This window comes from Cryobacterium sp. AP27 (assembly GCF_056680495.1).
Genome location: NZ_CM155285.1, coordinates 2,965,403 through 2,978,256, shown reverse-complemented (window position 1 = coordinate 2,978,256; position 12,854 = coordinate 2,965,403). Strand labels below are relative to the sequence as shown.

Annotated in this window: 12 protein-coding genes and 1 pseudogene; 10 read left to right on the top strand and 3 right to left on the bottom strand. The window is 66.9% G+C overall.

Annotation, left to right across the window (positions count from 1 at the left end; translation table 11 throughout):
• The first annotated feature begins 3 nt into the window (after positions 1 to 3).
• Positions 4 to 1,053, top strand: a complete 1,050-nt coding sequence (lplAB, locus tag AC1MB9_RS14115; protein WP_479962561.1) for a lipoate-protein ligase LplAB — start codon at positions 4 to 6, stop codon at positions 1,051 to 1,053.
• 92 nt (positions 1,054 to 1,145) lie between these two features.
• The gene (locus AC1MB9_RS14110) at positions 1,146 to 1,460 is read left to right on the top strand and encodes a hypothetical protein (RefSeq protein ID WP_479962560.1); all 315 of its coding nucleotides are present in this window, start codon (positions 1,146 to 1,148) and stop codon (positions 1,458 to 1,460) included.
• Positions 1,461 to 1,472: 12 nt separating this feature from the next.
• Here AC1MB9_RS14110 and AC1MB9_RS14105 read toward each other — a convergent pair whose 3' ends face one another.
• Positions 1,473 to 1,817: a GNAT family N-acetyltransferase gene (locus tag AC1MB9_RS14105; protein ID WP_479962559.1), complete on the bottom strand. Its 345-nt coding sequence runs from the start codon at positions 1,815 to 1,817 to the stop codon at positions 1,473 to 1,475.
• 34 nt (positions 1,818 to 1,851) lie between these two features.
• Between AC1MB9_RS14105 and AC1MB9_RS14100 the strand changes: the two are divergent.
• From AC1MB9_RS14100 to AC1MB9_RS14090, 3 genes and pseudogenes are all read left to right on the top strand, one after another.
• A pseudogene (locus AC1MB9_RS14100) lies at positions 1,852 to 2,700 on the top strand (DNA-methyltransferase); the annotation flags it as partial.
• A 218-nt stretch (positions 2,701 to 2,918) separates the two neighbouring features.
• The gene (locus AC1MB9_RS14095; RefSeq protein WP_479962558.1) at positions 2,919 to 3,848 is read left to right on the top strand and encodes an LLM class F420-dependent oxidoreductase; all 930 of its coding nucleotides are present in this window, start codon (positions 2,919 to 2,921) and stop codon (positions 3,846 to 3,848) included.
• 153 nt (positions 3,849 to 4,001) lie between these two features.
• On the top strand, positions 4,002 to 4,682 hold the full coding sequence (locus tag AC1MB9_RS14090; protein WP_479962141.1) for a hypothetical protein: 681 nt from the start codon (positions 4,002 to 4,004) through the stop codon (positions 4,680 to 4,682).
• Positions 4,683 to 4,894: 212 nt separating this feature from the next.
• Here AC1MB9_RS14090 and AC1MB9_RS14085 read toward each other — a convergent pair whose 3' ends face one another.
• Positions 4,895 to 6,304 carry a GH1 family beta-glucosidase gene (locus tag AC1MB9_RS14085; RefSeq protein WP_479962557.1) on the bottom strand — a complete coding sequence of 470 codons (1,410 nt, stop codon included), beginning with the start codon at positions 6,302 to 6,304 and terminating at the stop codon, positions 4,895 to 4,897.
• Positions 6,305 to 6,345: 41 nt separating this feature from the next.
• Here AC1MB9_RS14085 and AC1MB9_RS14080 point away from each other — a divergent pair, with 41 nt between their 5' ends.
• The 3 genes from AC1MB9_RS14080 to AC1MB9_RS14070 all read left to right on the top strand — a co-directional run bounded on the left by AC1MB9_RS14080 (position 6,346) and on the right by AC1MB9_RS14070 (position 9,635).
• A complete protein-coding gene (locus AC1MB9_RS14080) occupies positions 6,346 to 7,188 on the top strand; it encodes a M15 family metallopeptidase (RefSeq protein ID WP_479962556.1) in 843 nt (280 codons plus the stop codon).
• 119 nt (positions 7,189 to 7,307) lie between these two features.
• Positions 7,308 to 8,777 carry an amidase domain-containing protein gene (locus tag AC1MB9_RS14075; RefSeq protein ID WP_479962555.1) on the top strand — a complete coding sequence of 490 codons (1,470 nt, stop codon included), beginning with the start codon at positions 7,308 to 7,310 and terminating at the stop codon, positions 8,775 to 8,777.
• Positions 8,778 to 8,924: 147 nt separating this feature from the next.
• A complete protein-coding gene (locus AC1MB9_RS14070) occupies positions 8,925 to 9,635 on the top strand; it encodes an amidase domain-containing protein (RefSeq protein ID WP_479962554.1) in 711 nt (236 codons plus the stop codon).
• 53 nt (positions 9,636 to 9,688) lie between these two features.
• On the opposite strand, the gene pgm is transcribed toward AC1MB9_RS14070, so the two are convergent.
• Positions 9,689 to 11,305 carry a phosphoglucomutase (alpha-D-glucose-1,6-bisphosphate-dependent) gene (gene pgm / locus AC1MB9_RS14065; RefSeq protein WP_479962553.1) on the bottom strand — a complete coding sequence of 539 codons (1,617 nt, stop codon included), beginning with the start codon at positions 11,303 to 11,305 and terminating at the stop codon, positions 9,689 to 9,691.
• 35 nt (positions 11,306 to 11,340) lie between these two features.
• Here pgm and pheA point away from each other — a divergent pair, with 35 nt between their 5' ends.
• A complete protein-coding gene (pheA, locus tag AC1MB9_RS14060; RefSeq protein WP_479962552.1) occupies positions 11,341 to 12,288 on the top strand; it encodes a prephenate dehydratase in 948 nt (315 codons plus the stop codon).
• Complete coding sequence (locus AC1MB9_RS14055) at positions 12,285 to 12,839, top strand: hypothetical protein (protein WP_479962551.1); 555 nt, start codon at positions 12,285 to 12,287, stop codon at positions 12,837 to 12,839. The genes pheA and AC1MB9_RS14055 overlap by 4 nt, the downstream gene beginning before the upstream one ends.
• The last annotated feature ends 15 nt before the right edge of the window (positions 12,840 to 12,854 follow it).

The following is a 12,854-nucleotide window of genomic DNA, read 5'->3' as shown; positions in this document are numbered from 1 at the left end:
GCTATGCACGGTGAATACAAAGTTCCTGGCGGCAAACTTGTCGTGGTTGATCTCGACGTCGTAGACAACACGGTCGCCAATTTTCGTCTCGCGGGCGATTTCTTCCTCGAGCCCGATGACGCTCTGGAAGGCATCAACGCGGCCGTCTCCGGGCTGAGCGCCGACAGTGACGCCGCCACCATCGCTGCCGCCGTGCGCGCGTCGTTGCCCGAGAACGCGGTACTTCTCGGCTTCACCCCTGAGGCCGTCGCCGTCGCCGTGCGGCGCTCGCTCGTGCAGGCCAGCACCTGGCGCGACTACGACTGGCAGGTCATCCACGGCAAGGCCATTGCGCCGGTCCTGCAAATGGCGCTCGATGAAGTGCTGGCCACCGAGGTGGGGGAGGGCCGACGCCAACCGACCCTGCGCATCTGGGAGTGGAACGCCCCCGCCGTGGTCATCGGCAGCTTTCAGTCCCTCCGGAACGAGGTCGACGCCGACAACGCCGCAAAATACGGCTTCACGGTCGTGCGGCGCATCAGCGGCGGCGGAGCCATGTTCATGGAGGCCGGTTCGGCCATCACCTATTCCATTTATGCCCCGACCGACCTCGTGCACGGAATGACCTTCGCGGACTCCTATGCCTTCCTCGACGAGTGGGTGATAACCGCCCTCAAGTCGCTCGGGATCGACGCGTACTACCAGCCGCTCAACGACATCACGAGCCCGAAGGGCAAGATCGGCGGTGCCGCGCAGAAACGGCTCGGCAGCGGAGCGGTGCTGCACCACGTCACCATGAGCTACGACATGGACGGCGAGAAGATGGTGCAGGTCTTGCGCATCGGCCGCGAAAAACTGAGCGACAAAGGCATTACGAGCGCGGCCAAGCGCGTTGATCCGCTGCGCAGCCAGACCGGGCTCAGCCGCGGCGACATCATTGACCGGATGAAGAGCACGTTCACCGGGCTCTACGGAGCCACCGTCGGGGACATCACCGACGAGGAGTACGCCAAGGCCGAGGAGCTGGTGCGCACCAAGTTCGGCACCGACGAATGGATCACCCGCGTTCCCTGACCGGTGATGCCGGGACGCATTCGGCGCCGATCCGAGGTGTCAGACCTGGCGCATCCGCTGGCCAGGCCCGTCGCGCGCGATAAACTCGACACATGAACTGGTGGATTCTTCTCGGCATAGCGGGCATTGTGCTGCTCGGTTTTGTCGCGAGCCGGGTGGGCTGGATCGACCTGTCGAACAAGAACCAGCGGCGTGGAAACGGGTCAAGCCTTCTCGGCATCGGCGATGAGGTCTTCGCCCCGAGCCGGTATGAAGCGGCCGTCGAGATGGAGCGCCAGACGGTGCTGCCCGCGCCGGCGCCGGTGGCCGGCGATGACGATATGGGAATTTACGACGGGCGCATCCGCATCGACGTGGATCGCCCAGACACCGACGACGGCGCGCACCCGAGGCACCGCCGCCGCTGAGCCGGCGCCCTCCTACCGGCCCCGGTCGAGCAGATCCTGGTACTCGGCGTGATCGTTGATCCAATCCGCCACATACGGGCACTGCGGAACCACGCGAAGCCGCGTGTTCGTGCTCACGTCGGTCAGGGCGTGCTCGATCAGAATCCCGGCGAGACCGCGGCCGCGAAACTTCGGGTCCACCTCGGTGTGCGTGAAGCGCACCGTCGTCGGACTGAGCACGTAGTCGGCCAGTCCCGCCGGCTGGCCTTCCAGCCACAGCGTGTAACGCCGCGCCGTCTCGTCGTGGCGCACTTCGATGCGTCCTTCTGGTGGGGTCGGTGCCGTCGTCGCGGTCACTGGTGCGAGGTCGTCAGTCATCCCGACATCCTAATCCGACTGGCAGAATAGGGGGATGCCTATTGCGTGGACTCCGACCAGTGCCAGTCGGGTAATTCACGCCGACAACCTCGACGTGCTTCCGGCCCTTCCGGATGAGTCATTCACCCTCATCTACCTGGACCCGCCGTTCAACACCGGGCGACCGCAGACCCGCCAGACCACGACATCCGTGCGGTCGGCGGTCGGCGCGGGAACCAAGGCCAAGGGAACCATCACCGGGTTCAAGGGGCTGCGTTACGAGCGCATCAAGGGGGACCTGCTCGGCTACGACGACCAGTTCGAGGACTACTGGGCCTTTCTCGAACCGCGGCTGATCGAGGCGTGGCGCCTGCTGGCCGACGACGGCACGCTGTACCTGCACCTCGATTATCGTGAGGCGCACTACGCGAAGGTGCTGCTCGACGCGCTGTTCGGCCGCGACTGCTTTCTCAACGAACTCATCTGGGCCTACGACTATGGCGCCAAGTCGAAGAATCGCTGGCCCACCAAGCACGACACGATCCTCGTCTACGTGAAAAACCCAGCCACGTACTACTTTGACTCCACTTCCGTTGACCGGGAACCCTACATGGCTCCCGGACTCGTCACGCCGGAAAAGGTGGCCAGGGGCAAGCTGCCAACGGATGTCTGGTGGCACACGATCGTGTCGCCCACCGGCAAGGAGAAGACGGGCTACCCCACCCAGAAGCCGATCGGCATCCTGCGCCGCATCATCCAGGCGTCGAGCCGGGAGGGCGACTGGGTGCTCGACTTCTTCGCCGGCAGCGGTACCACGGGAGCGGTTGCCGCGGCGCTCGGGCGCAAGTTCTTTCTCGTCGACCAGAATCCCGACTCAATGGCGGTGATGCGTGCCCGACTCGGCCCGCGCGTCGACGCGCAATTCCTGGCCGGCACCGAATACGGCCCGCCCGTTGACTTCGTGCCGGAGGCCGCCCCGGAGGCCGCTGCCCCGGAGGGCGCCGCGCAAGCGGCCACCACCGCGGAGACCGCGACCACCCCCGGTGCCGCGGCCCCGGTCGCTGCACTATCCACCGCGACCCTCGCCTTCGTCGAGACCGCCACCGATCAGGAGCAGGACTCATGAGATTTCGCATTTTCACCGAACCGCAGCAGGGCGCCACCTACGACGATATTCTGGCCGTGGCCCAGACGAGCGAACGGCTCGGCTTCGACGCGTTTTTCCGCAGCGACCATTACATGAAAATGGGGGACGCAGGCGACATCGGCCTCCCCGGCCCCACGGATGCGTGGACGACGCTCGCCGGCCTCGCCCGCGAGACCGAACGCATCCGGTTGGGCACCCTCGTGTCCTCGGTCACCTATCGTCTGCCCGGAATCCTCGCGATTCAGGCCGCCCAGGTGGACCAAATGTCCGGCGGGCGAGTGGAACTCGGACTGGGCACCGGCTGGTTCGAACAGGAGCACCTCGCCTACGGAATACCCTTCCCCAGCCGGCGCTTCGGTCTGCTGGAGGAACAACTCGACGTGATCACCGGCCTGTGGAACACGCCGGTCGGTGAGCGCTACAACTTCGAGGGCGCGCACTACACGCTCGTGGACTCGCCGGCGTTGCCCAAGCCGACGCAGGCTCGCGTGCCCGTGATCGTCGGCGGCGGCGGCGCCAAGCGTACGCCCGCGCTCGCCGCACGTTTCGCCACCGAGTTCAACCTGCCGTTCCCCGATTTTGCTGACATCCCGGGAAAGTTTGCCGGGGTGCGTGCTGCCTGCGAGGCCATCGACCGCGATCCGCAGGAACTCGTGTACTCCGCGGCCTTGATCGCCGTCGCGGGTGCCGATGAGGCAGAATTCGCCCGGCGGTCCGCGGCCGTGGGGCGTCAGCCCGCCGAATTACGCGAGCACGGTCTCGCCGGAACACCGTCGGAGATTGTCGATCGGCTGGGCGCGCTCGCCGAGTCAGGTGTTGAGTGTGTCTATCTGCAGATCATGGACCTCTCCGACCTGGATCACCTGGAGTTTCTGGCCGCGGAGGTCGTGCCGCAGCTGAGCTGAAGTTCCGCGTGATTGCGGGGCTGGCTGCTGTGTTTGGTAACGGAATGGTAACGGAACGTGTGGGTTCCAAACCTTTTCGGGGATGAGACCGAACACCATTCAGACCTCATCACCACCACCAATCACAGCAACTCAGACAAGGACACCCACCTCATGCGTACATTCTCCAAGACCATGATCAGCCTCGCTTCCGCTGGAATTCTCGTTGCCGGCCTCGCCGCCTGCTCCACCGGAACCACGGCCACCGCCGAGTCGGGTTCCGGGTCGAGCTCGTCCAGCGCCCCGACCGCTGAAGCGCCTCTCGCCTCGATCCCCAGCCTCTCGGGTGTGGACACCGCGGTTCTGCTTGACGCCGACTTCGCGGCCGCCCTCGGCAGCCTGGGCCTGACGCCGGGCACCGTCGGAGACGCGACGCTCGAAGAGGGCAGCCTGCACTTCCCCATCACCGGCGGAAACGTGGACTACTTCGACCCGAACGGCACCGTGCGCCCGTACGTGCAGGGCTCGCTCGAGCACGAGGGGTCCGGCTTCTCACTGACCGCCGGTGACACGGTTGTCGAACTGACCAACTTCACGATCGACCCGGGAACCTCCGAACTGTTCGGTGACGTGAGCGTCAACGGCGAGTCCGCCGCGACGCAGGTTCTGCTCTTCGACCTCTACGGTGGAACCCTCAAGCCCCTCGAGATGGACGGCGACAACGCCATCCTCACCGGCACCACGGTGCACATCTCCGCTGACGCCGCCGGACTGCTGAACTCCACATTCAAAACCGACGCCGTCGCCGACCAGCTCCTCGTCGGCATCGCGACCATCACCGTCGCCACCAAGTAACCCGCACCACCCCCACGGGGCCCGTCGCACACGCGACGGGCCCTATTGTGTGCGCCCCGCCCCGGTTTGTGTCACTAGTTCAGGAGATTCGGCCGGCCGCATCCGCCCGGCCGGTGTTTGCGGGGCCGATGTGTGTGTCGGGCCTCGGATCTCCTGAACTAGTGACCGGGGCCCAGGGCCCCCGGTATAGGGGCAGCCGGGCACGCGGGCGCTCAGACGGAGTGGGCCTCCGCGATCACCCGGGCGTAAGCGAGTCCGCTGTCCTTAATGGTGCGTTCCAGGGTGTCGTAGTCGACCCGCACGATGCCGAACCGCTTGTCATACCCGTACGACCATTCAAAGTTGTCGAGCAGCGACCACACGAAATAGCCGCGCACGTCCGCCCCCTGCTCAATGGCCTCGGCGACGGATGCCAGGTGGTCCAGAATGAACGCGGTGCGTTGGGTGTCGTGAACCGCACCGTCCGCGGCGACGACATCGTCGTAGGCGGCACCGTTTTCGGTGATGTAGAGCGGCGGCAGGTTGGGATATTCGGCGCCGAGCCGCAGGAGCAAGGCGCGCAGCCCGTCGGGGTTGACCTCCCAGTCCATGGCCGTGCGCGGCAGGCCGCGGCTGGGGAAGGTGATGTGCTCGGAACCGACCCATGGCGAGCCCGACGGGCGCTCCGCTCCGCCGGAATGGCTGTCGCCCACGGCGCTGTCGGGATGACCGCTGACGAGGTCGTCGTGATAGTGGTTCACGCCGAGAAAGTTGATCGGCGCGGAGATGATTTGGAGGTCCTCTGGCAGGATGACGTCGCCCAGACCGAACGGCTCGAGGTCCGCGAGTGTGTCGTCCGGGTAGGCGCCGAGCAGCAGCGGCTCGAGGAAGATGCGGTTGGCCAGCGAGTCGAGCCGGCGGGCCGCGTCCAGGTCCATGGGGTCGTTCGCATCGCGGGGCACGGCATTGGTGAGGTTGAGCGTGATGCCCAGGTGCTGGGCGCCGAGGTCACGGAGGTCGTTGACGGCGAGCCCGTGCGCGAGGTGTTGGTGGTGCACGGCGGCGACCGCCGCGCGGGGTTCTCGACGCCCGGGGGCGTGCACACCGGACGCGTAGCCGAGCAAAGACGAGCAAAAGGGCTCATTGAAGGTTGTCCAGTGGGTGACCCGGTCGCCCAGAGCGGCATAGATATCCGCTGCGTAGTCGCGAAAACGAAACGCGGTGTCGCGGTTGGCCCAGCCGCCGACTTCTTCGAGGGCCTGGGGGAGATCCCAATGGTAGAGCGTGAGCCAGGGAAGGATGCCGGCCTCGAGCAGCTCGTCCACGAGCCGCGAGTAGAAGTCGAGGCCCTCCGGGTTGACCGCGCGGTCACCGGGGCGCACCCGCGCCCAGCTGGTGGAGAAGCGATACGAGTCCAGCCCGAGCTCACGCATCAGTCGCACGTCGGCGGGCATGCGGTGGTAATGGTCGTCGGCGATCTCCAGGTTGTCGCCGCCGTGCACGGCGCCGGGAACTCGCGCGAACGCATCCCAGATCGAGTCTTCCTTGCCGCCTTCGTGCGAGGCGCCTTCAACCTGTGCCGCGGCCGTGGCCGACCCCCAAATAAACCCCCTCGGCCATGTGGCCACTGTGTGCTCTGACATACAGATACGGTACACGGGTGGGCCCCGATAGGCTCTCTGTCGTGCCCGAAAAAGCTCAGTCTCCCGGCGCGCCGCGGCCGCCCCTCCGCAGGCTGTTCCGTGGGGGTATCGCACTGCTGGGCGTAGTCATCGCCGCGGGCACCGTCTTCCTGGGCCTCTTCATCGGAACGCCCGGGGATACCTCGGTCGTTGAGACACCGACGGCCTCGGCCGCCCCGCCGCTGCCGCCTCGCCCGGTACCCGCGACGGCGTCGACGGCCGTTCCCGTCGCCTCCTTTGACCGTGGCGCCCGGTCCAACGACGACCCCGCGAGCCTGTGGGTGGTCGTGAACAAGCAGCGGTCTCTGCAGCCGTCTGACTATTCACCGAGCGATCTCATCACCGTCGCGGTACCGCACACCTGGCAGCCGCAACTGCGGCAGGAGGCAGCTGCGGCGGCGGTGGCCATGTTCGCAGCGGCCCGCGACGAGGCCGGCCTGAGTCTGGCCTCCAACAGCGCCTACCGTGGATTCGCCGCGCAGACCCGCGTGTACTCCGCGTTGGTAACAGCGGAGGGCGTCGACGCGGCGGACCAGAGTATCGCCCGGCCGGGAAGCAGCGAACACCAAACCGGTCTGGCCATCGACGTGGGTGCGGAGTCGGGCCAATGCTCGCTGAACGCGTGTTTCGCGGAGACTCCGGAAGGTGTGTGGCTTGCTCAGAACTCTGTCAGGTTCGGGTTTCTGCTGCGGTACCCGGCCGACAAGGTCACGGTCACCGGGTACGAGTTCGAACCGTGGCATTTTCGCTACATCGGCGTTGATTTGGCCGCGGAGATGCAGTCAGCAGGGGTGCGCACCCTGGAAGAATTCTTTGGGCTGCCGCCCGCCCCCGGCTATCCGTAGGCCGGCGAGCGATCCCACACGTCAGTCCACTTCGCGGCATTGCCGCGCCGTGCACAGGGGATTGCCAAGATGGCTGTGTTTGGGTGGAGCACCCCCGTAAGCGACAAAGAAACGAATCCGTGCGCCCAGAATCCACTCCCGTACACCGCGACCAGCTTCACACTGAAACTCGCGACCGGCTGCGCAATGGACTCCAGAACACGCCTCGCAACGGCATCGTCTCGCCGCCGCCCGCAGAAGAGCACGGGCTCGCCCAGCTCGGACTCGCCCCGCAGGCCGCGGAGCCGACCGTCGACGAGACACCTCCCGTGCAGTACCTGACCAGGCGCGAGTCCCTCGCTCAGTCCCGCCGTGCCACGGCTCCGGCCTCCGCAGCCGCACCCGCTGCCGTTGCCGCCATCGTTGCCGGAGCAGATGACGCGTCGTCGCCCGCGCACACGGACGGTGTCGCGCCGCGCATCCGTCGCGCCCCGCAGAAGAACCACGTGGCTCCTCAGGGCCGCCGCTCTCGCTCGCCGAAGCCCGCCGCGCGCAAGACCAATCGCCACCACGCCGTACTCATCGGTGCCGTGGCGGTCGCCTGCGCTCCCATTGTCATTGCCCTGGGGCTCGCCTACACGGGCAGTTCCGCGGGAGCGTCGGGGACCGCCGCGCCGTCCGCCTCCGCTCCCGGCCCCGCCGCGAGTGTCGCCCCCGCCCCGGTCGAGGCGACGGTCCCCTCGGTCAGCAGCATGGTCTCCGCCGACGCCGTCACACCGATTCCCGAGGACGGCTCGTCCACCGGACCGGTCACCGGCGGCACCGTGGTCACGCTCACCGGAGCCGACCTCGACACCGTCGCCACGGTGAACTTCGGGGCCAACGCCGGCACGGTCGTCTCCGCCACCGAGACCAGCATCACGATTGAAACCCCGCCGGCGACCGATTACGATCCCGGCGTCGTTCCCGTCGAGCTGCTCGACAACGCGGGCACGCCGATCGTCACGGTCGAAGAACCCGGCACCGGCACCGGCACCGACGCCGACGCCGACACCGACACCGAGACGCCAGCACCCAGCTCCTCGGCCACACCGGAACCGACCGAAGCTGCCAAGCCACTCAGTTTCAGCTACGTTCCCGACCCCCGCATCACGGCGCAGATGAGCTACGTGCAGGCGCACTGGAACGACTACAACAGTGCCGAGTACGGCGCCCTTCGCGGCACCGACTGTGTCAACTTCGCCAGCCAGTCGCTCATTCAGCGCGGCTGGGCCATGGACGAAGCCTGGTCCTTTGAGCTCGCGAGCAACCAATACAGCCTCCCGTGGGCAAGTTCAACGGCGTTCGACGCGTACCTGCTCAAGCACCCGGAACGAGCGCTTCCCCTCACCGACGAACAGCGCTCCGAGGTCAAGGTGGGCGACATCGTGCAGTTTGACTGGGATCGCTCCGGTGACCGGGACCACACGGGTATTGTGACGGCCGTCATCAAAACGGATGCCGGCGTGGAGATCGAATACGCCGGGCACACCTACGACACGATCGACCAGTCCGTCGACGAATCGCTCGCGAACTCCGGCGGGACCGTCTCATACTGGAGTATCAACTAGCCCAAACGGGGGCAGTTTTGAATCTGCTGTGTACGCGCGCGGCCATTACGTCGGCGCGGCGGTTTGTGGTTGTCTTGGATCGAGCGGTTGGCCCGGCACGGCCGCCCGGTCCCCTCACCCCGCAGCACAGCATGAATAGAGGCATACGTGGCGTTTACCCGATTGCAGAAGATCGGAGCGACGGCTGCTGTCGTCGCGGTCGTGGCCGTGGGCGCGACCGCCCTCGTCGTGCAGGCCGCTGCCAACCAGGTACCGACCGCGGCCACGTCGGCAGCCACACCGGAGCCCGTTGCGTCAACAGCGCCCCCGCGGGCGACCCCGACGGACACTCCGACGCCGGTGGCGGTCGCTCCGGCCGCCGCCGAGCCCTCGACTTCGGCCGTCCAGGCCCAGCTCGACTACGCGCTCGCACACTGGCACAAGGACACCTACAACACCGCGGAATACGGCGTGCTCGGCATCAACGATTGCGTCAACTTTGCGAGCCAGACGCTCATTGAGCGCGGATGGCAGATGGATGCCACGTGGAACAGCCCCCGCACCGGCGACGCCTACGCGGCATCGGCGGCCTGGCGCAGCTCGACATCCCTGATGAACTACCTGGCGGATTCCGGCAAGGTGACTGCCCTCACTGATGACCAGCGCGACCAGGTGAAGCTCGGCGACATCGTTCAGTTTGACTGGGACAACTCAGGTGACCGCGACCACACCGGCATCGTCACCAAGGTCGAGCGCGTGGGCGACACCGTCGCGATCTCGTTCGCGGGGCACACCCTGGACTCCGACTTCCGCTCGGTCGACACCGCAATCACCATCGACCACCCGGGTGGCACCGCGTACTACTGGAGCGTTCCCTAACCGGAGCCACCCCCGCGGTGGGCGGCGCGGTCGAACCCGCGCCGCCGGCTGCGCTACGCGATGGCGGCGTCGACGATGGCCTTCGCCTCGCGCTGCACCGCGGCCAGGTGCTCCGCGCCGAGGAACGACTCGGCGTAGATCTTGTAGACGTCTTCGGTGCCGCTCGGCCGGGCGGCGAACCACGCGTTCTCCGTGGTCACCTTCACGCCGCCGATCGCGGCGCCGTTGCCCGGCGCCACACTGAACTTGCCGGTGATCTTCTCTCCGGCCAGTTCAGTCGCCGAGATGGCGTCTCCGTTGAGCTTGCCCAGCGCGGCCTTCTGCGCCGGCGTGGCGGCGGCATCCACTCGCGCGTACGCCGGTGACCCGAAGTGCTCCGTCAGCTCCGTGTAGCGCTGCGAGGGGGTCTTGCCGGTCACCGCGAGAATCTCAGCCGCGAGCAGGGCGAGCAGAATGCCGTCTTTGTCGGTCGTCCATACCGTGCCGTCAAGGCGCACAAAGCTCGCGCCGGCGCTCTCCTCGCCGCCGAACGCCACCGAACCGTCGATGAGACCGGGCACGAACCACTTGAAGCCCACCGGCACCTCCCACAGGTCGCGGCCGAGAAAGCCGGTCACCCGGTCGATCATCGTCGACGAGACCAGCGTCTTGCCGACGGCGGCATCGGTGCGCCACCCCTCACGGTGGCTGTAGAGGTAGTCGATGGCCACGGCGAGAAAGTGGTTCGGGTTCATCAGGCCACCGTCGGGCGTCACGATGCCGTGCCGATCGGCATCCGCATCGTTGCCGGTGAGCAGGTCGTACTCGTCTTTGTGGGCGACAACGGATGCCATCACCGACGCGCTGGACGGGTCCATGCGAATCTTGTCGTCCCAGTCCAGCGTCATGAAGCGCCAGGTGGGGTCGACGTGCGGGTTCACCACCGTGAGGTTGAGGTCATACCGGTCACGGATGGCTCCCCAATAGCCCACGCTGGCTCCGCCGAGCGGGTCCGCGCCGATGCGTATCCCGCTGGTCTTGATCGCGGCCATGTCGATGATGTTTTCGAGGTCGTTCACGTAGTTGCCCCGAAAGTCGTAGGTCTCCACGGCGCTCGGCTCGCTCATCTTCACGTTGTTTAGGCCGCCGGCGATGAGCTCGTTGGCGCGGTCGGCGATCCACGAGGTCGCGTCGCTGTCGGCCGGGCCGCCGTGCGGCGGGTTGTACTTGAAGCCGCCGTCCATGGGCGGGTTATGGCTCGGCGTCACGACGATGCCGTCGGCCAGGTCGCCGTTCTCCGCCCGGTTGTACGCCAAAATCGCGTGCGACAGCGCCGGGGTGGGCACATAATCGTTGAACTCATCCACGAGCACGCGCACGCCGTTGGCCACGAGCACCTCAAGGGCGGTCGTGTACGCCGGCCCGCTCAGGGCGTGCGGGTCGGTTCCGATGAACAGCGGCCCGGTGATGCCCTGGCCGGCGCGGTACTCCACGATTGCCTGGGTGGTCGCGATGATGTGGTCCTCGTTGAACGCCGTGTTGAAAGAACTGCCTCGGTGGCCCGATGTGCCGAACGCCACCCGCTGTGCGGGGATGTCGACATCGGGTTTCAGGTCGTAGTACGCCTTGACCAATGCATCGACATCGATCAGATCTTTTTCCTGGGCCGGAGTTCCTGCGCGTTCGCTCATATGCCCATACTGGCACCCGCAGTAGGCTGACTGCCATGCCAGAAACCTCCAATCTCACCTACAGCTACCTCGGGCCCGCCGGAACTTTCACCGAGGCTGCTCTGGCGCAGGTCCCCGAGGCGCAGGGGAAGCCCTGGCGGTCCGTCAATAACGTGGGTGAAGCCCTCGCCGACGTGGTGACCGGCCGAAGCGTTGCCGCGATGATCGCGATTGAGAATTCCGTCGACGGCGGGGTGTCGGCCACTCAGGATGCGCTCGCGAGCGTTCCCGGCCTGCGCATCATCGGCGAGTACCTGGTACCGGTGAAATTCGTGATCGTGGCCCGACCGGGAACCACACTCGAACAGGTTCGGGTGATCAACGCGCACCCGGTCGCCTACGCCCAGTGCCGCAGCTGGCTGGAACAGACCGTGCCCAACCACGGGCACATTCCCGCGTCAAGCAACGTGGCCGCGGCGAGCTCTCTGTTTGAGGACGGCCTCGCCGATGCTGCCATCGCCCCGCCCGGAATCGACAAGCACTACGACGTGGTCGTGCTGGCGAACGACGTCGGCGACAACCCGAACGCCGTCACCCGCTTCGTGCTCGTGGCGCGCCAGACCGCGATCCCCGCGCGCACCGGCGCCGACAAAACCAGTCTCATCGTGGAGCTGCCCGACGACCGCTCCGGCGCCCTGCTCGAGATGCTGGAACAGTTCGCCACCCGCGGGGTGAACCTGAGCCTGATCCAGTCGCGTCCCATCGGGGATGCCCTCGGACGCTACCGCTTCGTCATCGACGCCGACGGCCACATTCTCGACGAGCGGATGAGCGATGCGCTGCTCGGCCTTCGCCGGTTCAGCCCGAATGTTCTCTTCCTCGGTTCCTACCCGCGGGCCGACAAGACCCCGAACGAATTCACCTCGCGCTACGACGATGAGATCTTCATCGAGGCCCGCGCCTGGCTCGACAACCTGGTCGAGGGCGAACCGAGCCCATCGTGACCGATCCCGCTTTCGATCCGCGCCACGACGCACGATTCCAACGGGGCTATCAACCCGGCGACGCGGGTCGGGTGCCGGCGCCGGACGCCGCGCCATCTGCTGCCCGGGCGACTACCGAACCGCCTGCCGGCGCCGGTGTTGCAGCGGAGGCGGAGGCGCAGAGTGAGCTGCTTGCGGACATTCTCGGCCAGCTGGCGGCGCTCCGCGAGACCGGGCCGAAGGGGACACCGGCACCGACCGCGGCATCCGAGCTCGTCGAGGCGCTCCCGACTGACCCCGGCACGAGGCCCGGTCTCGCCCGGCGCAACCCGTTCATCATCGGCCTATGGCTGCTCGGCCCGCTTCTTGCCGTGGGCGGCGCCTGGCTGCAAATGCAGGCCATGTCGCCGACCCGGAGCTACACCGGGCTGGATGCCGCTCGGGAGCAGCTCGACATGGCCTTCCGCCAGGTTCTGTGGTCGCTGACCCCCTCCATGATGGCTGCCGGTCTCACGACGATCCTTGGTCTGCTGTTCTGGCACGCCTGGCAGTGGCGGGCCGCCCGCCGCTGATCGCTGCCGCGCCTG

Coding starts and splice junctions, on each gene's coding strand:
- lplAB (WP_479962561.1), top strand. CDS start 4: ATGCACGGTGAATACAAAGTTCCTGGCGGCAAACTTGTCGTGGTTGAT.
- AC1MB9_RS14110 (WP_479962560.1), top strand. CDS start 1,146: ATGAACTGGTGGATTCTTCTCGGCATAGCGGGCATTGTGCTGCTCGGT.
- AC1MB9_RS14105 (WP_479962559.1), bottom strand. CDS start 1,817: ATGACTGACGACCTCGCACCAGTGACCGCGACGACGGCACCGACCCCA.
- AC1MB9_RS14095 (WP_479962558.1), top strand. CDS start 2,919: ATGAGATTTCGCATTTTCACCGAACCGCAGCAGGGCGCCACCTACGAC.
- AC1MB9_RS14090 (WP_479962141.1), top strand. CDS start 4,002: ATGCGTACATTCTCCAAGACCATGATCAGCCTCGCTTCCGCTGGAATT.
- AC1MB9_RS14085 (WP_479962557.1), bottom strand. CDS start 6,304: ATGTCAGAGCACACAGTGGCCACATGGCCGAGGGGGTTTATTTGGGGG.
- pgm (WP_479962553.1), bottom strand. CDS start 11,305: ATGAGCGAACGCGCAGGAACTCCGGCCCAGGAAAAAGATCTGATCGAT.
- pheA (WP_479962552.1), top strand. CDS start 11,341: ATGCCAGAAACCTCCAATCTCACCTACAGCTACCTCGGGCCCGCCGGA.